This is a genomic window from Sedimentitalea todarodis (assembly GCF_032595355.1).
GTDB classification, from domain to species: domain Bacteria; phylum Pseudomonadota; class Alphaproteobacteria; order Rhodobacterales; family Rhodobacteraceae; genus Sedimentitalea; species Sedimentitalea todarodis.
In genome coordinates this window covers 95,209-112,443 of record NZ_JASMWN010000016.1, presented here as the reverse complement: position 1 = coordinate 112,443, position 17,235 = coordinate 95,209, and the positions used below count along the sequence as shown (strand labels likewise).

Below are 17,235 nucleotides of genomic sequence, written 5' to 3'. Positions count from 1 at the left end.
AAACTGTTTGGTATGTGGCCATTCTCAAAGAAAAAAACCGCCGTTGAGGCAAAAGCGCTTGCCAGTCCAGAAGATTGGCTGAACGAAATATTTGGCGTAACGCCAACGGTTTCGGGTGTTTGTCTTTCGCCAGAAGCGGCGCTTCAGGTTCCGGCGGTCAGTTCGGCCATCCGGGTAATCTCCGAAGCGGCTGCAAGTCTGGATATCTCTGCAAAATCTGCCGACGAAACCAAAGTTCTGACGAATGATCCGGGCATCGCGTTGCTGCAAGGCGAGGCAAACGAGTGGACCAGCGGTTATGACCTGATCCGTGATCTGGTGATCGATGCGCTCAAACGTGACGCGGGCGGTCTGGCATGGGTGAACCGGGTCAACGGCAAGCCTGTGGAAATCATCAGGCATCGCCCCGGTGTAATCTCGGTCGAGTATGATCAGATCACGGGTGAACCAAGCTACAAGATCAACAACCGGCCCGAACCCGCCGCCAATATCATTCATCTGCGCAGCCCGTTCGGATGCAGCCCTTTGACGCTGGCCCGTGAGGCCATCGGTGTTGCCTATGTCATGGAACGCCACGCCGCCCGTCTCTTTGGCCGTGGTGCGCGTCCATCAGGTGCGCTGATGTTCCCCAAAGGCATGGGCGAGGAATCTGTCAAGAAAGCCCGTACCGCATGGCGCGCAACGCATGAAGGCGATGACGCAGGCGGTCGAACCGCCATCCTGTACGATGGAACAGAATTCGTTCCGTTCACGCTCAACAGCACGGATGCGCAGTTCCTTGAAAACCGCAAATTCCAGATCCTTGAAATCGCCCGCGCGTTTCGGGTTCCGCCGTCGATGCTCTTTGAACTGGACCGCGCCACATGGTCAAATACCGAGCAAATGGGGCGCGAATTTCTCGTTTACTGTCTGGAACCGTGGCTGAAAGCGCTGGAAGGCGCGCTGCGTCGTGGCCTGTTTCTGCAGGACGAACGCAAGGACAGGGTGATCCGGTTTGACCGGGATGACCTGACCCGCGCCGATCTGAACACCCGCGCGACCGTGATCAACAGCCTGATCAGTTCCCGCACGATCAACCCGAATGAGGGCCGGTCCTGGCTTGGATTGCAGCCCTATGACGGCGGCGAAGAGTTCGCCAATCCCAACATATCGACTGAACCAAAACCAGCCGGTCCCCAAGAGGTAATCGACAATGCAGCTTAACGACATTTTGGCAGATGCTCAGGATCAGGACCGGGGGCGCGAGTTCGAACTCACTGACCCTGTGACCGGCAAGCCGACAGGTTTGAAATTGCGCATTGCAGGGCCGGACAGCGCGACACAGAACCGCGCACGCCTGCAACTGTCTGACGATCTGGCTGACAGCGCCGATCAGGATGGCCGGGTCTCTGCCGAGGTGCGCGAACGTCTGCGGATCAAGTGCCTTGCGGCCTGTGTTCTGGGCTGGGAGATTGAAGAGGATGGCCAGCCCGTCCCGTTTTCCCAAGCCAATGTCATCCGTCTTCTGAACGCCGTGTCATGGGTTCAAGCGCAAGTTGATGACTTCGCGTCCAACCGGGCCGCATTCAGGGGCGCTGTTTGATGGATCGGGTCTATGTCGAAACCAAGGTTCTGGCAGATGATGACGGGTCAATATCCGGTATCGCGTGGAAGTTTGCTGCGGCGGATCGCATCGGTGATTGGATTGAACCCGGTGCATTCAAGGCCGCAGCGCTGCCTTTGCCCATGTTGTTTGGGCATGATCAGAATGACCCGATTGGTACGTGGGACACGGCAGATGAAAAAGCTGACGGTCTGCACATCAAGGGCAAACTCCTGATCGATGAAGTGCCCCGCGCCAGAGAGGTTCGGGCGCTGGTGAAGTCCGGCGCTGTGCGCGGCATTTCTATCGGGTTCCTTACCAAGAAAGCCGAGAACCGCAAAGGCGGGGGCCGCACGATCAAGGCGCTGGAATTGCTGGAAGCGTCGCTTGTCACCATTCCCATGCATCCCGGCGCTCAAGTCACATCCGCGAAATCGGCGGTCGAGGCCCTGCGCCTTGCCGCAGCAATTCAACGCGCAACCGCGCAACTCGCAAAGAGGTAAATTCATATGCGACACCTGAAGACAAAAGACCTGCTTGGCAGCACCGCGCTGACCTTGAAAGATGGCGACCCTGCTGATCCCGGCGATATCGTCACCAAGGCGATTGAAGACCTGACCAAGACGGTAGACACGCGCCTGGGCGAGGTCGAGAAAAAGACCGATACCAGCAAGATCGTTGATCGACTGGACAAGCTGGAAGCCAAGGCCAACCGCCCGGAAGGCGGCGAAACCGAAGACGAACCATCCGTGGAACACAAGGCATTTACGGCGTATCTGCGGTACGGCGCGAACGCCCCGGCTGCTGATTTGAAAGCGCTGACGGTTTCGAGCGATCCGCAAGGCGGCTTCCTCGCCCCGGCGGAAATGAGTTCCGAATTCATCCGCGATCTGGTCGAGTTCTCGCCCGTGCGCACGGTTGCCAGTGTCCGGCAGACAGGTGCACCGTCGGTTATGTACCCCCAACGCACCGGGGTGACGAATGCGAGGTGGAAGGGCGAGACCGAAGAGCAAGAGGCGTCAGAGCCGGGTTTCGGTCAACCCGAATTGGTTCTGAAGGAGCTCAACACCTACGTTGATATCTCGAACCAGTTGCTTGCCGATAGTGCCGGTCAGGCCGAAGCAGAAGTGCGAACCGCGCTGGCGGAAGACTTTGGCCAGAAAGAGGGCTTGGCCTTTGTGTCTGGTGACGGCGTTCTCGAACCCGAGGGGGTCATGACCCATGACGATATTGCCGAGACCGTGAATGGCCACGCGACGGTTCTTGATCCTGATCGGCTGATTCAAATGCTTTATGCGCAACCGGCGATGTATCGCAACGCGGGCGCCTGGGCGATGAACGGCACCACCCTTGGTATCGTCCGAACTCTGAAAGACGGCGATGGCCGTATGCTGTGGCAACCAAGCTATGCCGCCGGACAGCCTGAAACGCTCCTGGGCCGTCCCGTGGTTGAGATGGTCGATATGCCCGATCTGGCAAGCGGAACTTACCCGATCATCTACGGCGATTGGTCAGGCTACCGCATTGTTGACCGGGTTGGCCTGTCCACCCTGGTGAACCCCTACATTCGCGCCACCGAGGGCATTACCCGCATTCACGCAACACGCCGCGTGGCTGGCGGTGTCTTGCAGGCCGCGAAGTTCCGCAAATTGCATATGTCGACATAAGGAGAATGACCATGCGTGATCTATATTCGAATATCAAAACGGAACCGGCAATCGCTCCTGCCGTTCAGACGGCGAACGTCAACGGTACTGCTGTTGACCTCAAGGGGGCCAACCGGGTTGCCTTCGTGTTGAACACAGGGGCCGTTGCCGGTTCCGGTGTTTTCAGCGCCAAGATCCAGGAAAGCGACACCACCACATCCGGCGATTTCGCTGACGTGGCAACGTCGCATGTGGACAGCGACGCCCCGACAACCCTTGAGGCCGCATCCTGCTACCGGCTCGGCTATCGCGGTCACAAGCGCTATGTGCGGCTGGTTCTGACCAGGGCCAGCGGGACAAGCATTGCTGCCGGGGCCGCTGCGGTTCTGAGCGACCTTGCAAACCGTCCGGTAGCGTAAATGAACAGCGGCGCAAACATCCTTCTTGAGGGCGATGTGATTAGCCCGACAAAGGCAAGCTGCTCTCCCCTTTGCGCCGTCGTAGCCAACGCGGGGTCAAGGGCAGCGCGATCACTGGGGCGGGGCCAGAGGCCCCGTCCGACACTGCGAGTTTCCCCATGCCTCAAAAGCCGCCCCGAATTTGCGCCTGTGGCCATCGCGTCGCCAACGGCATTCGCTGCCCCTGTGAGCGCAAGTCCGATGCTGAGCGCAAGGCGCGGCACGACAAGAACCGCAAGAGTTCCAGCGCCCGTGGATACACCGGCACGTGGGACAAAGAGCGGAAAGAATTTCTCAAGCGGCATCCACGCTGCAAGCGGTGCGGCGGCAAAGCCGACACCGTTGACCACATCATACCGCACAGGGGCAATTCCGAGATCTTCTGGGACCGGAGAAATTGGGCTCCATTGTGCACGAACTGTCATTCCAGCGCCAAGCAACGTGAAGAGCGGCGCTCAACAAAAAGGACTTGAACCATGATCTTCGCAAGTAACGGCGCTGAGATTTCGATCTGCACCACGGCGCAATCATCCGAACCGACCCTGACCGAATACCAGGCGCTTACCTGGGTGGGAATCAACGAGGTCGAAACGCTCGGCACCTTTGGTGACACATCCGAGGAAATCGATTTTACGGCGATGACAGATGCCCGCAAGCGGCGCATCAAGGGCGTTCGGGACGCGGGCACACTCGATATGGCCATGGGCGCGGACTATTCCGACGCGGGCCAAATCGCCCTGATCGCGGCTGAAAAGACCATCTTTGACTATGCCTTCAAGGTGGTGTTCAACGATGCCCCGCAAGGCGGCACACCCAGCGAGCGCTATTTCATCGCCACTGTTGCCAGCGCCAGCGAAAGCGTCGAAACCGCCAATTCGGTTGTGATGTTGAATTGCAGCCTTTGGGTGAACTCGGCAATCACGAGGGTCGAGGCAGCTGATCCGTAATGGCAATTGTGACCATCAGGGAACTGAAAGAGCATCTGGCGTTCACCGATGATATCGGGGGCGCTGATGATGCTTTGCTGGATCGGCTGAGAGTGGCGGCGCAGAACCACGTAGAACGTCTTCTGGGCTGCAAGATCGAGGAAGAATTCGGCGGTGAGGATCAAGACCCGGTGCCCGAAGCCCTGCACCAAGCCGTCGTTATGCTGGCTGCGTGGTGGTACGATCAGCGCGAGACGGCGTTGACCGGAACAATCGTTGCCAACGTGCCGTTTGATGTTCGCGAGATCGTCAACGAATATCGGGAGTTTACATTCTGATGGGTGATGGCGGGCTTTCCAGTTTTCAACGCCGCATGAATGCGATTCCGAAAGAGGTTCGCAAAGCGGTTGAGCCTGCGCTGATGAAAGGTGCAGAGGAAATCGCCGCCGCCCAAAAATCTCTAGCGCCCGAAGATAGCGGCGATCTGATCGAGAGCATCGAAGTGACCGGGCCGGGGCAGGTGACGCCGCCCTATTCGCAGCCGGGTGGTTCTTACGTGGTGCCTGAGAACGCAGCCGTTGTGACCGCTGGCAATACGGATGTGCGCTATGCCCATCTGCCCGAATTCGGAACCGCCAATGCAGCGGCGCAACCGTATTTCTGGCCGGGGTTCCGGCTCATGCGCAAGCGCGCTGCCAATCGCGTCAAGCGGGCCATGACCAAGGCCGTCAGGGAGGCAGGTAAATGAGCGTTGATCTTGCAGTACAGAAGGCCATCCGGATGCGTCTGGTGGCCACACAGGCCATTACTGACCTTGTTCCGGCAGTCAATATCCTTGACCGTAACCAGCGCCCCGCACCATCGCCGTCGATCATCATGGGCGAGGCGCAGGCGATTGATGAGGGCACCAGTCTGAAGCGCAGGCACACGCGCGTCTATCACACCCTGCACGTCTGGAAGCGTGAACTCTCTCTGGAAGGCGTCAAGGCAATCTGTGGGGCGATCCGCTCGGCAATTCAGTTTGGCCGGCTGTTTCTCGAACCCGGTTATCATGCCGCAGATATCAAGGTTTCCAGCATCCGAACCGTGCGCGACCCGGACGGCGAAACATCGCACGGAATCGTCACAATTGATGTTTTGGTGAGCGAGGATGCGCCATGAGGTCGGGCAAGATGCGGCGTGTCATCCAGGTGCAGCGCGTGGCCAGTGAGGTCAACGATGCCGGAACACCGCAAGAGGTCTGGACAGATCACCTGCGACTGAGGGCGGAACTGGTGGAGCGCACCGCATCCGAATTCATCAATGCTCAGGGGGCAGGCGACAAGGCGTTAACCGTGTTTCGGATACGGTATGTCGAGAATGTCACCAACTCTGATCGCGTGGTGTTTGGCGGGCAGACATTCAACATCAAGGAAATCAGCGAAATCGACCACATGCGCAGTCTGGAACTGCGCTGCGAAAAGATCGGGGCCGATTGATGCGTGGAACCAAGCCCCATCTGATCGAAGACGTTGAAGCGATAACCGACGCAGCCGCGCCGCATTGGTTTTCCGAGGAAGCGGTCGAGGAATGGAACCGCGTCATGCCGATCCTGACAGAACGGCGCATTCTGACGGTTGCCGATCTTGGATCACTGGAAAACTACTGCGTTGCCATGGGGGCAGTCCGGCAGATGGAAGATCATTTGCAGGTTCATGGTCATGTCATGGACGTGGACGGCACCTTCAAGCGCAACCCTGCGGTTGGCATCCAGTCCGACGCCATGACGCGCGCAAGGCTTCTGGCGGCAGAACTTGGCCTGACCCCGGTTTCTCGATCCCGGCCAGTGATAAGGGATGATGACGATGATGATTCCCTCCTGGATTGATGATCCGGCTGAAATTCCCGACCCACTTGGATACGGTCAACGGGCTGTGGATTGGCTCAGAAAGCTGAAGCACCCGAAGAACCCGGCACCCGGCCATCCCTTTCAGCTTGACCCATGGGCCGAACAAACCATCCGCCGCATTTACGGGCCACGCAATGAAAACGGCACCCGCGTTGTTCGCCGGGTTGTCCTGTTGCTGCCGCGCGGAAATCGCAAGACCTCGCTCTGCGCAGCCATCACGCTGTTGCACCTGATCGGGCCGGAACGTGAACCTGGTGGCCTGATTGTCTCGGCTGCATCGGCGCACGAACAGGCAATGGAACTGTTCAACGAAACCGCGTTGATCGTTGATACCGACCGAAGGCTGAGCAAGCACCTGTCCATTCGGGAATATGTCAGCCGCATCGCATTCCAGAAAGAGCGCACCCGCTATATCGCGGTGGCATCTGACGGCAAGGTCCAGCACGGCAAGACGCCCAATGTGGTCATTGCCGACGAGTTGCACGCATGGGAGGGCCGCGCCGGTCTGCGCCAATGGGAGGCGCTGGACTCTGCCCTGGTCAAGGTTCCCGGCACCCTGATGATTGTCGCCAGCACGTCAGGACGGGGGCAGGAAAATCTCGCATGGAACACGGTCGAGTATGCGATCAAGGTTCAGAAAGGCGAGATAGATGACCCGGCAACGCTGCCGATCATCTTCATGGCCGAACCTGAAGATGACTGGACAGATGAAGATCTGTGGTTTGCCGTCAATCCCGGCCTGAAACACGGCTACCCGGATATTGTCGGATTTCGGGACAAGGCGCGCAAGGCGGAACACAGCCCGTTTGAACGCGCCAGCTTCCAGCAATTCAACCTGAACCGCTGGCTTGATCAAAGCACATCGCCATTCGTGGAAATGCACGTCTATGACGAGGGCGCGGGCGCGGTTGATCTGGAAGAACTGGAAATTGTTCAGGCCCCGTGTTTTCTGGGGTTCGACCTGTCCAAGAATGAGGATCTGACCTGTGTCGTGGCCTGTTTCGAGGATGGAGAGGATTACGCGGTCTATCCGTGGTTCTTCTGTCCCGAAGACAACCTGCGCGAACGCGGTGAACGGCATGGCGTGGACTATGTGTCATGGGCAGAAGACGGGTACATCATCCCGACGCCGGGCAACGTGGTTGATTTGCGGGCGGTCGAAGACCAGATTCGCGAGCTCTGTGCACGGTTCAATGTCAAAGAGATTGCGGGCGATCCGACATACGGGCGGATCATGATGGCCAATCTGAATGACGATGGCCTGCCGGTGACTGAATTTCGGCAAGGCTGGGTTTCCATGGCCCCTGCGGTCAAGGAACTGGAACGGGCAATTCTGGCGCGCAGGTTCCGGCACGGCGGACACCCAGTTCTGCGGTGGAATTTCGAGAACGTCCAGCTTCATATCGATCAGGCTGGCAACCGTTCATTCCACAAAGGCAAATCGAAAAACAAGATTGATGGCGCGGTTTCGGCTGCGATGGCCGTGGCGCGATGCGCAGCGGGTGACGTGCAGTTCGTGACTGATGCGGATTGGTTTGATGATGACATGTATCTGGCGTGAGGTTTGAGCAATGGCAGACGATAAAGAACGGTTGATCGTTCAACTTGAGGCGCGGATCAACGAATTCGAAAAGCGGATGAAGCGGGCCGAAAAGACCGGCACCCGATCCTACAAGAAACTGCGGCGCGGGTCCCGATCTGCAACCGCAGCCATGGAACGGGATATGCTGCGCTCCACCACAGCCATCAACAAGGCGCTGGCCACCACGTCCGCGCGGATCGGCACGTTCGGCAAGACCATGGCCGCAGGTTTGGCGGGTGGTCTGGTGACGGCCGCACTGGCCGGTGTCACCGGCAGTCTGACCAGCGTGGTCAAGGGCATCGCCTCTGTGGGGGACGAAGCAAAGCGGTCCGGCCTTGATGTGAAAACCTTCCAGGAGTGGAAGTTTGTCGCCGAACAGAACCGCATCGGCATCGATCAGATGGTGGACGGGTTCAAGGAACTGAACCTGCGGGCTGATGAGTTTGCAGTCACCGGCAAGGGACCTGCGGCAGAGGCATTCCAGCGAATTGGCCTGACCGGGCAGGACCTGAAACGCAAACTGAAAGACCCGTCTGCGCTGATGCTGGAAATTGTCGAGCGCATGGAAGACCTGGACAACGCCGCACAGATCAGGGTGGCGGATGAGATATTCGGCGGCAGTGCTGGTGAGCGCTTTGTCGAACTCCTGAGCCAGGGCGAAGAAGGTCTGCGGCGCACAGTGAGCCGTGCGCATGAAGTTGGCGCGGTCATGGACAGCGAAATGATTGCCAAGGCTGACGAGTTGGACCGGAAATATGGCGAACTGGCTGAACGGGCGTCCCGGATTGGCAAGAGCCTTGCCGTCGGTCTGACGACCGGCTTGTCAGGCATTCTGAGCGCCAGCAGAGACCTTGAGGGCATGTTCGGTAGCATGGAACGCGCCGAGGCTGTTCTCGGCAAGGAACTGGCAGAGAGCCTGAGCAACACCAAGGGGGCGATATCCGAACACGCGGACGATTTGCGCGACCTTCACGGCACCTATGATGAACTGTTTGCGCTGATCAACCAGATGACCGGGCCGGACGGGGTGCGGGTGTTTGAGATCGATAACGTCGAAGCCAAGTTCGCATTGTCAGATATCATGACGGGTTTGAAAGATCTGGTTGTGGAACTGGAAAACGGGCAAATCTCGGCGAATGATTTTGAGGAAGAACTCAAGGCCCTGATTGGCGATGCACAGGACGTTGCCGACGATCTGGAAGCGATAGACGATGTGGGCTTTTCCAATGTCGTCACGGCCATTGGCCATATCGGGACGGCCCTGCAAAACGCAATCAGCAAGGCGCAGGCGCTCAAGGCCGAATTGCCCGGCGATGCGGGTGGTGCGACTCTCAGGCAAGGCCCACCAACGCGGGTAGGCAAGCGCAAGCGCAGTGATCTGGCACCGACCACATCAGTCCGGCCCAAGACAGCGCCTTCGCTACTTGGTGAGCCTGATATTGTGTCTGGCGGCGGCGGTGGTGGTGGCGGTGGTTCATCCCGTGGCGATGATTATGCAAGAGAGGTTGCGCAGATCAGGGAAAAGACTGCGGCGCTTGAGGCTGAGGCCGTTGCCCTGGTAGCTGCGGGTGCCAGTGGCCAGCAATACGGCAACGCGCTGGACTATGCCCGCAAACGCGCCGAACTGCTGCACGCCGCGCAACAGGCGGGAAAGGAAATCACGCCGCAATTGCAGGCCGAGATTGACGCGCTGGCAGCGGCCTATGTCTCGGCAGGGGATGCCGCAGACGACGCGGCTGACAAGCTGCAAGAAATCGAGGATTCGGCAGAACGTGGTGCCGATGCCCTGAGCGATGTTTTTCTGGGAATCATGGATGGTTCGCGATCAGCGAAAGAGGCTGTGGCCGAACTTCTGAAAGAAATGGCGCGGATTCAGATACAAAAGGGCTTTGCCAATCTGAGCGCGGCTGGCGGTGGCGGCGGCGCTCTGGGGTTCCTGGGTAGCCTTCTGGGTTTCGCAAGCGGCGGATATACCGGGCATGGTGCGACCAATCAGATCGCGGGCGCGGTTCACAAGGGCGAGTACGTCTTTGATGCAGCTGCAACCCGGCGCATTGGTGTTGGCAATCTTGAAGCCATGCGCTCAGGCCAGCCATCCGGCGGCGCTGGACACAAGGCCAAGGATAAGCCGCAACAGGTGGAACTCGTGGTTCATGCTGACCAGGGCATCACCATTGAACAGGTTCGCGGCGAGGCCGTGCGCATTGTTCAGGCGGGTATGATGACACAGGACCGCAAGACCGGGCAGAACATCCAGAACTACTCAAGGCGGGAAGGATAGACATGGCAGGGATCGACCGACTGAAACGCCAGCTTGTCTCTGCGCTGCAAGACCACATCGCAACCGGCAGACCCGCCAACCTGCCGGTAGGCGCGCGCGTGATCTGGAACGCCTTCACGGCGTTGAGCCGGTCACGGTCCTACAGCAACATGGGACCAAACCCGATCAGCTATGTCGAGATAGAGGCATGGTGCCGACTCATGCGAATGCCGCTGCAACCACACCACGTTGATATCATCTGCGCTCTTGATCGGGCCTGGATGAATCCCGGTTCGACCGGCGAGGCAAAGCCGCAACCCCGCTCAGGGCTGACTGCGGCTGTGTTCGATGCGGTGGTGGGGTAGGGGCTACAGAGCCACGGCAGCACCTGTTGGCAGGATGCAGTCCTGATTTCTCGCCTTGAGTTCGGCATAGATCGCTTGCCGCTCAGCGCCTGATACAATCCAAGTATTTGGGTCAAGAAACGAGCAAAGCTCGCCAGACGGCATATTTTTCACTGTAGTGCTATCAACGGTTGTGCAACCAGCCGCGAGCGTCATCAGTAGCGTTAGTGAAACTGCTTTCTTCATGGCTCTATCTATCCTCTCGTTGTTCGCAATATCACCCGGTGCCCTCGAACGGCTGTGGCCGGTCTTAAATGTCGTCTATTTTCAAATCAACGACAAAGCGATATTTCACATCCTGTTCAGTTTTTCCAGAGAACGTCACGATTTTACTCTCGCGAGCCATCGCCTTGGCCGAACGGTTGAGGATTAGTTGCGCCTCGTGTTTCGCATACGCGAGGGCAATCTTTGCGACCTCATTGACATCTGCAATATTTGCACAGGCGACACATCCAGCTTGACCCTCTTCAGTGTCAGGTTTTCCGACGAAACTTATGGGTTGATTGCACGTTCCGCAAAGGACCGAGTGGCTCACGCCATTTACGGTGATTCCGATTTCTGAATCGCTCATACTACTTCCTTTCGTCAATCTCTGTCGGCCCCTTTGCGCCGATGAGATTCAAGCGCATCAATCTTGGAGATAATCATTTTCAATTGGTCTTCGATGGAACGCCTTTGGTGGGTCATATTTTCGGCCTCTGCCTTGAGTTCCTTGAGGTGCGATTCTATCGGGTCTGCCCTTTCCAGCCACTTTTCGAGAGCCGCCACGACTTCCGCGTTCATCGAGCGGTTGCTGTTGGACGCCGCCAATTTGATTTTGTCGCGCATCCCGTTGGGAAGGCGGAGTACAAACTTATCCTGATTTTGTGCTGCATCTGTCATAGTGGCACATTGCCATTATTTTCTCTTGACGCAATGGTGGCATTTAGCCATATATGGCATATAGCCACTAAGGGGGGAATCATGAAACCGATGCAGCTACGCCTGCCGGAGGGCTTGAAAGATTGGATAAAGTCCGAAGCCGACAAGAACGCATCATCGCAGAACAGTGAAGTGATCCGCGCCATTCGGGAGCGGATGGACCGCACCGAGCAACCAACAACTTAACCAGGAGAACATGACAATGACAATTTGCAACGCGGATTCCGCGAACAATACCGGCTTGCCTCACGCTGATAAAAATCCAGTAATGGAATCACACCGCCACTACGAGTTCGGAACCTTTGCCGAACGCCTTGAGCATTTCTGTATGCTCTTTGAGGTTGATCCGCCTGAGATCGTCTATGAAGACGGTGAACCAACGCTCACAAAAGCCCTCATCGAATGGTCAAGCATTCACAGCGCGAACATGAACTGGCTCATCGGCGGCAGCCCCTGCACCATGCTCAAGGACTATGCCAAAAACGTTGAGTCAAAAATCAAGCTAGTTGGGGATTTTCAAAAAATGGTGCCCGAGGTGCAGACCGGGTTCTTGGCGTATTTGCGAGCGGTGGTAATCCACGGCATCCCCATGAAGGAGGCCGAACCGCTGCTTACACAGGTTTTGGAAGAGTTTCGGGCTAGCGAGACGGCATAGCGAGAAAGTGCAAATATACCTCTTGATATTTTCAACAGGGCAGATTACCTATTGGGATAATCAAGAGGTATCAACATGACAATCAAACCCAAACTCACCACGAAAGCCGCCTGTCGCGTTGCGCGCATCGACCGCAACCGTTTCAATGAGGAAGTCGCGGCTGGCACCTACAACTGCGCGCCCAAGACAATACCTGGACGTGCGCGCCTGTTTGACCCGGATGATATGATTGCTCTGTATCTGTTCAGAGAACTTATCGAAGACGGGTATACGAAGGCCCGTGCGGGCCGGGTCGCCTGTGCGGTTTCTGAGGCCGCGCGCCAGAACCCGGATTCGCCCGCCATCACCTTTGTTGAAAGCTACTTTGGCCCCAACTCTGGTGACGCTTTTCCCGCAGAAAGTGTTCCGACGCCTGACCGGTGGGTCGAGAGGATGTTCAGTGGTTCAGATATTCGTAAAACGACTACGTTCAATATCCGCAAGATGCGCGAACTGATCGCACATTACACCGCTGAAGAGGCGGCGATCATCGGAGAGGACGACTAAGTAGATGCCGTTCGTTCCATCTGTTGCAAAAAAAGGTGGCAAGTTGGGCATCGGTTAACGCTATAGCCTTGACTGTGGTGTTGTGCCACGTATATTGGTGGTACGATACCACAAACCCGAAAGAGCGAAATGGACTGGCTTGATCATTACCTAACTCCTGCGCGCATCGAAGAGTTAACCGGAATCAGCAACGTTGAGGTGCGAGATTTACGGCGAAGAGGAATGTTCGAACATCTCGGTGGTCAGGACGCGAACAAGCGGTGGAAATACTCATTGAAAGATGCGCTGCGCCTTTGGATTTACCGTTATCTAGCGGATAATGGAATGGCGCGCGAAATTGCTGATCAAGTCGCAGAAACAACCGCGATACAGATGTTTTTTTGCGAAGAAGATAATGCATCAGTATGGGGAGAACGGGCCAATTCAAATTGGTCAACCATCCGATTTTATCTTGTATATCCAGATAATGGAATGTGGAAAATGGATATAGTCGCAGATATCCAAAATGACCATCCTGCCAAATCTGGTCTATCTTTCCTGGTGGATATGAAGGCGGTTGCAGATCTTGTGCCGCGTGATCTGGTGCACGAAATTTTGAAGGCCCTTCATTTGCAGAATGAAGGAGAAGCCTACTAATGACCGCTCGCCCCGCCACCTTCAAACAGATTGACGTGACCCGCGCAATCAAAGGCGCGGTCAATGCTGATATGGAGGTTGGCGCGGCATTCATCGACCGCGAGGGCAACATCTTGGTTATCGCCAAAGGCGAAGCCATCCCAACCGCAAAAAGCAACATCGACAAAATGTTGGGGATCACATGAGCAAGCGCAAAAATCCATTCCCTGGTGTTGGCAATAAGCCGACCGTTGATCGCCACGGTGGCAAGAGGTGGCGGTTACGCAAAACCATTAAGGGCCGCAAGATCGACGTGTATCTGGCCGGTACTTATGGGTCTGCGGAATTTCGCGCCGAATATGACGCGGCGGTCAGTCCCCCAGCGGTGACCTCGGCGTCTGGCGCTGTCCCTGGCACCTTTGATCACGTGATTACTCACTATCTGAGCGGCAAGGGCTTCAAGAGCCTAGAGGCCAGCACCCGAAAGCCTAAGCGGGGTCGGTTGGACGCAATCCGTGCGCTGATCGGAACTGCACGCCTTGCGGATCTTGAGCCCTACCACGTTGAAAACCTAATGGACCGCAAAGGTGGTCCCGAGGCTGCAAACCGCCTGCACAAAGAACTTGGCGAAATGTATCGCCATGCCCAAAAGAAGTTGGGCTACAACGGGCCGCACCCTATTGACCAGGTAGAGCGCCGAAAAATCAAGAGCACAGGCTTTCACACTTGGACAGATGAAGAGGTTCAGCAATACCGCGAACATCACCCATCTGGCACACTTGCGCGTCTGGCACTTGAATTGATCCTTGGAACCGGCGCGGCACGGCAAGACGCATGTGCGATGGGCCGTCAAAACATCAAAGGGCCGAACATCTGGTATAGACGCGGCAAGACCGGCCAGGATGTAACCCTGCCGCTGAACCTGTTGCCGGAATTGCGTCACGAACTGCGTCTTGTCCCTAGTGATCAGGCTCTGTTCTTTGTTCACAGCAAGGGCAAGCAATTCACTGTTGAGAGTTTTGGCAACTGGTTTCGGGAGCAATGCGAAGCCGCGGAACTTCCAAAAGTCTGCCGCGCCCACGGACTGAGGAAACACGGCGCAACCCGCCTAGCGGAACGTGGCGCTACGGAATTTCAAGTGATGGCATTCCTTGCGCACAAAGACCCTCGTGAGGCACGACGCTACGTCCAAGCTGCCAATCGGACAAAGATGGTGGCCGATGGTTTGGCGTTGCTGAACCTCAATAATTTGTCCAACTACTCAGAGGGGTTGGACAATACAACCCCGCAAGCAATTGAAAAGGAACGGAAAAAATGAAAGTCTGGCGACCCCGGCAGGATTCGAACCTGCAACCTGCCCCTTAGGAGGGGGCTGCTCTATCCAGTTGAGCCACGGGGCCACGCCGCCCCTCTTAGCGCGGAAAAAAGCGATTGTCATGGGGTTTGCCACAGAGTTGATCCCGGCAGCATGTTCGCGATAACATCACCTCAGCATAGATAGAAAGATTTGCCCTTGTCGCTTGATTCCAAACGCCCTCTGACACTGCGCGATGTCTCTGAAGCATCCGGTGTCTCCGAAATGACGGTCAGTCGCGTACTGCGCAACAGGGGAGACGTTTCCGACGCGACCCGCAAACGTGTGCTTGCGGCGGCCAAGGAGCTTGGCTACGTCCCCAACAAGATTGCGGGGGCGTTGGCCTCAAGCCGGGTCAATCTGGTGGCTGTCATCATTCCGTCGCTATCCAACATGGTTTTTCCCGAAGTACTGACCGGTATCAACCAGGTGCTTGAGGACACCGAGTTGCAACCCGTGGTCGGGGTCAGCGACTATATCCCGGAAAAGGAAGAGCGCGTCCTGTATGAAATGCTGTCATGGCGCCCGTCCGGCGTGATCATTGCCGGGCTTGAACATTCGGATGCCAGTCGCGCCATGCTGCGCGCCGCCGGCATTCCGGTGGTCGAGATCATGGATACCGATGGCGTGCCGGTGGATGCCATGGTCGGCATATCGCATCGCCGTGCGGGGCGCGAAATGGCAAATGCGATATTGAAGGCCGGGTATGAGCATATCGGGTTCATGGGAACCAAGATGCCACTGGACCATCGGGCGCGAAAGCGGTTCGAGGGCTTTACCGAAGTTCTGGCCAAGAGCGGTATCGAGATCGAGGATCGGGCGTTTTACTCCGGCGGATCTGCGCTTGCCAAGGGCCGCGAGATGACACAGGAAATGCTCGAACGTTCACCAGAGCTCGATTTCCTGTATTATTCCAACGATATGATCGGGGCGGGCGGGTTGCTCTATTTGCTCGATCAGGGCATCGACGTACCCGGTCAGATCGGATTGGCGGGGTTCAACGGCGTCGAACTCTTGCAGGGACTGCCACGTAGATTGGCAACGATGGATGCCTGCCGGCTGGAAATCGGGCGGAGGGCTGCCAAGATCATCGCCGATCGGTTGGCCGAGCCCGAGGGCGCGCATAGCGACAACGTCACACTGACCCCGACGATCGCATATGGCGATACTCTCAAGAGGCGATGAGCGCTGCAACTATTGGCAACCGTGCCGCGCGGCACCTGTTTCTTGACAGACATGCCTTGGCCGAACAGCCTGCTGGACCAGCCAGGGGAGAAGACCTGCTCGCGCTGATTCATCGTCTGGGGTTCGTGCAGTTGGACAGCATCAACACGCTGGCCCGCGCCCATGACATGATCCTTTATGCGCGCCGTCCGACATATCGCGCAAAGAACCTGAAGCGGCTTTATGAAACGGACCGCGCCCTGTTCGAGCATTGGACCCATGATGCCGCTGTCATCCCAATGGATTTCTATCCGCATTGGCAATTGCGATTCAGGCGTGATGCGGACCTGCTGAAACACCGATGGCGCAACTGGCGTCGGGACGGTTTCGAGCAACAGTTTCAGACGGTGTTGCAGCATGTGCGCGAATACGGGTCGGTCTGTTCCTCGGATGTTGGCAAGGATGAAAAGAAAGGCAGCGGAGGCTGGTGGGACTGGCATCCGTCCAAAACCGCGCTTGAGTTCCTGTGGCGCAGTGGGGCCCTGACGGTGGTGGGGCGCGATGGGTTTCAGAAGCGGTATGATCTGACCGAGCGCGTGATCGACAGTGCACCGGATGTTCCAGATCCCGAGGAAACGGTCGACTGGCTTTGCGGCGGCGCGATTGACCGGTTGGGGTTTGCCACATCCGGTGAAATCGCCGCGTTCTGGGATACCGTGACATCGCGGGAAGCAAAGGAATGGTGCGCCCGGGAACTGGCACGCGGAGCATTGATCCCGGTTGACATCGAAGCGCACGACGGCAAGCTGCGTTCCTGTTTCGCGCGGCCCGATGTGATGGACATGGCAGGGCAGGCACCCAAGCCGCCCGGGCGCATCCGCGTTCTGAGCCCGTTTGATCCGGCTTTGCGCAATCGCGACCGGACACAGCGGCTGTTCGGGTTTCACTATCGGATCGAGGTCTTTGTGCCCGCAGAAAAGCGCAAATTCGGCTACTACGTGTTTCCTTTGCTCGAAGGAGATCGGCTGATCGGGCGGATCGACATGAAGGCGCAGCGTGAATGCGGTCGCTTGTCCGTTACGGCGCTTTGGCCGGAACGCGGTGTGCGCTGGTCGGCGGCGCGAACCGGGCGGCTGATGGCCGAACTTGAGCGTGTGTGTCGGTTCACCGGGTTGGGTGATATCCAGATGCAAGACGGCTGGCTGCGAAACCCGCAATAGGGCACCGCTGGGCC

General features: G+C 57.3%; 26 protein-coding genes and 1 tRNA gene. 23 read left to right on the top strand and 4 right to left on the bottom strand.

What is annotated here, in order from left to right; all coding sequences use genetic code 11:
• The first annotated feature begins 12 nt into the window (after positions 1-12).
• The 15 genes from QO231_RS18145 (at position 13) to QO231_RS18075 (ending at position 10,707) form a co-directional block, all read left to right on the top strand.
• Positions 13-1,203 carry a phage portal protein gene (locus tag QO231_RS18145; protein WP_316779647.1) on the top strand — a complete coding sequence of 397 codons (1,191 nt, stop codon included), beginning with the start codon at positions 13-15 and terminating at the stop codon, positions 1,201-1,203.
• Positions 1,193-1,582 carry a hypothetical protein gene (locus tag QO231_RS18140; RefSeq protein ID WP_316779644.1) on the top strand — a complete coding sequence of 130 codons (390 nt, stop codon included), beginning with the start codon at positions 1,193-1,195 and terminating at the stop codon, positions 1,580-1,582. Before QO231_RS18145 ends, QO231_RS18140 begins: the two co-directional genes overlap by 11 nt.
• Positions 1,582-2,085 carry an HK97 family phage prohead protease gene (locus QO231_RS18135; protein ID WP_316779642.1) on the top strand — a complete coding sequence of 168 codons (504 nt, stop codon included), beginning with the start codon at positions 1,582-1,584 and terminating at the stop codon, positions 2,083-2,085. Before QO231_RS18140 ends, QO231_RS18135 begins: the two co-directional genes overlap by 1 nt.
• Before the next feature lie 6 nt (positions 2,086-2,091).
• Positions 2,092-3,249: a phage major capsid protein gene (locus QO231_RS18130; protein ID WP_316779639.1), complete on the top strand. Its 1,158-nt coding sequence runs from the start codon at positions 2,092-2,094 to the stop codon at positions 3,247-3,249.
• A gap of 11 nt (positions 3,250-3,260) precedes the next feature.
• Positions 3,261-3,647 carry a hypothetical protein gene (locus QO231_RS18125; RefSeq protein ID WP_316779637.1) on the top strand — a complete coding sequence of 129 codons (387 nt, stop codon included), beginning with the start codon at positions 3,261-3,263 and terminating at the stop codon, positions 3,645-3,647.
• Between the two features lie 158 nt (positions 3,648-3,805).
• Positions 3,806-4,159 (top strand): HNH endonuclease, encoded by a 354-nt coding sequence (locus QO231_RS18120; RefSeq protein WP_316779634.1) that lies wholly within the window; start codon positions 3,806-3,808, stop codon positions 4,157-4,159.
• A 3-nt stretch (positions 4,160-4,162) separates the two neighbouring features.
• A complete protein-coding gene (locus QO231_RS18115) occupies positions 4,163-4,633 on the top strand; it encodes a hypothetical protein (protein ID WP_316779631.1) in 471 nt (156 codons plus the stop codon).
• Positions 4,633-4,950, top strand: a complete 318-nt coding sequence (locus tag QO231_RS18110) for a head-tail connector protein (RefSeq protein WP_316779628.1) — start codon at positions 4,633-4,635, stop codon at positions 4,948-4,950. The genes QO231_RS18115 and QO231_RS18110 overlap by 1 nt, the downstream gene beginning before the upstream one ends.
• Complete coding sequence (locus QO231_RS18105) at positions 4,950-5,360, top strand: HK97-gp10 family putative phage morphogenesis protein (protein WP_316779625.1); 411 nt, start codon at positions 4,950-4,952, stop codon at positions 5,358-5,360. The genes QO231_RS18110 and QO231_RS18105 overlap by 1 nt, the downstream gene beginning before the upstream one ends.
• Entirely contained in the window at positions 5,357-5,773 is a 417-nt protein-coding gene (locus tag QO231_RS18100) for a DUF3168 domain-containing protein (RefSeq protein ID WP_316779623.1), read from the top strand. Before QO231_RS18105 ends, QO231_RS18100 begins: the two co-directional genes overlap by 4 nt.
• Positions 5,770-6,090: a phage head closure protein gene (locus QO231_RS18095; protein ID WP_316779620.1), complete on the top strand. Its 321-nt coding sequence runs from the start codon at positions 5,770-5,772 to the stop codon at positions 6,088-6,090. Before QO231_RS18100 ends, QO231_RS18095 begins: the two co-directional genes overlap by 4 nt.
• Complete coding sequence (locus QO231_RS18090) at positions 6,090-6,479, top strand: phage terminase small subunit P27 family (protein WP_316779617.1); 390 nt, start codon at positions 6,090-6,092, stop codon at positions 6,477-6,479. The genes QO231_RS18095 and QO231_RS18090 overlap by 1 nt, the downstream gene beginning before the upstream one ends.
• A complete protein-coding gene (locus tag QO231_RS18085; protein WP_316779614.1) occupies positions 6,457-8,061 on the top strand; it encodes a terminase large subunit in 1,605 nt (534 codons plus the stop codon). The genes QO231_RS18090 and QO231_RS18085 overlap by 23 nt, the downstream gene beginning before the upstream one ends.
• A 10-nt stretch (positions 8,062-8,071) precedes the next feature.
• Positions 8,072-10,363, top strand: coding sequence for a phage tail tape measure protein (locus tag QO231_RS18080; RefSeq protein WP_316779611.1), 2,292 nt, complete (start codon positions 8,072-8,074; stop codon positions 10,361-10,363).
• A gap of 2 nt (positions 10,364-10,365) precedes the next feature.
• Positions 10,366-10,707, top strand: a complete 342-nt coding sequence (locus tag QO231_RS18075) for a phage tail assembly chaperone (protein WP_316779609.1) — start codon at positions 10,366-10,368, stop codon at positions 10,705-10,707.
• A gap of 3 nt (positions 10,708-10,710) precedes the next feature.
• On the opposite strand, the gene QO231_RS18070 is transcribed toward QO231_RS18075, so the two are convergent.
• From QO231_RS18070 to QO231_RS18060, 3 genes are all read right to left on the bottom strand, one after another.
• On the bottom strand, positions 10,711-10,932 hold the full coding sequence (locus QO231_RS18070) for a hypothetical protein (protein WP_316779606.1): 222 nt from the start codon (positions 10,930-10,932) through the stop codon (positions 10,711-10,713).
• A 64-nt stretch (positions 10,933-10,996) separates the two neighbouring features.
• Complete coding sequence (locus QO231_RS18065) at positions 10,997-11,317, bottom strand: hypothetical protein (RefSeq protein WP_316779604.1); 321 nt, start codon at positions 11,315-11,317, stop codon at positions 10,997-10,999.
• Between the two features lie 14 nt (positions 11,318-11,331).
• The gene (locus QO231_RS18060) at positions 11,332-11,628 is read right to left on the bottom strand and encodes an Arc family DNA-binding protein (RefSeq protein ID WP_316779601.1); all 297 of its coding nucleotides are present in this window, start codon (positions 11,626-11,628) and stop codon (positions 11,332-11,334) included.
• Between the two features lie 81 nt (positions 11,629-11,709).
• Here QO231_RS18060 and QO231_RS18055 point away from each other — a divergent pair, with 81 nt between their 5' ends.
• The 6 genes from QO231_RS18055 (at position 11,710) to QO231_RS18030 (ending at position 14,801) form a co-directional block, all read left to right on the top strand.
• Positions 11,710-11,853, top strand: coding sequence for an Arc family DNA-binding protein (locus tag QO231_RS18055; RefSeq protein ID WP_316779599.1), 144 nt, complete (start codon positions 11,710-11,712; stop codon positions 11,851-11,853).
• Between the two features lie 16 nt (positions 11,854-11,869).
• Positions 11,870-12,322: a hypothetical protein gene (locus QO231_RS18050; RefSeq protein WP_316779596.1), complete on the top strand. Its 453-nt coding sequence runs from the start codon at positions 11,870-11,872 to the stop codon at positions 12,320-12,322.
• A gap of 75 nt (positions 12,323-12,397) precedes the next feature.
• Positions 12,398-12,868, top strand: a complete 471-nt coding sequence (locus tag QO231_RS18045; RefSeq protein WP_316779594.1) for a hypothetical protein — start codon at positions 12,398-12,400, stop codon at positions 12,866-12,868.
• A gap of 129 nt (positions 12,869-12,997) precedes the next feature.
• Positions 12,998-13,504, top strand: a complete 507-nt coding sequence (locus QO231_RS18040) for a hypothetical protein (protein WP_316779591.1) — start codon at positions 12,998-13,000, stop codon at positions 13,502-13,504.
• 35 nt (positions 13,505-13,539) lie between these two features.
• Positions 13,540-13,689 (top strand): hypothetical protein, encoded by a 150-nt coding sequence (locus QO231_RS18035; protein ID WP_316779588.1) that lies wholly within the window; start codon positions 13,540-13,542, stop codon positions 13,687-13,689.
• A complete protein-coding gene (locus QO231_RS18030) occupies positions 13,686-14,801 on the top strand; it encodes a tyrosine-type recombinase/integrase (protein WP_316779585.1) in 1,116 nt (371 codons plus the stop codon). Before QO231_RS18035 ends, QO231_RS18030 begins: the two co-directional genes overlap by 4 nt.
• Before the next feature lie 5 nt (positions 14,802-14,806).
• Here QO231_RS18030 and QO231_RS18025 read toward each other — a convergent pair.
• A tRNA-Arg gene (locus QO231_RS18025) sits at positions 14,807-14,883 on the bottom strand.
• A 113-nt stretch (positions 14,884-14,996) separates the two neighbouring features.
• On the opposite strand from QO231_RS18025, the gene QO231_RS18020 reads away from it, so the two are divergent.
• On the top strand, positions 14,997-16,022 hold the full coding sequence (locus QO231_RS18020; RefSeq protein ID WP_316779583.1) for a LacI family DNA-binding transcriptional regulator: 1,026 nt from the start codon (positions 14,997-14,999) through the stop codon (positions 16,020-16,022).
• A complete protein-coding gene (locus QO231_RS18015) occupies positions 16,019-17,221 on the top strand; it encodes a winged helix-turn-helix domain-containing protein (protein ID WP_316779580.1) in 1,203 nt (400 codons plus the stop codon). Before QO231_RS18020 ends, QO231_RS18015 begins: the two co-directional genes overlap by 4 nt.
• The last annotated feature ends 14 nt before the right edge of the window (positions 17,222-17,235 follow it).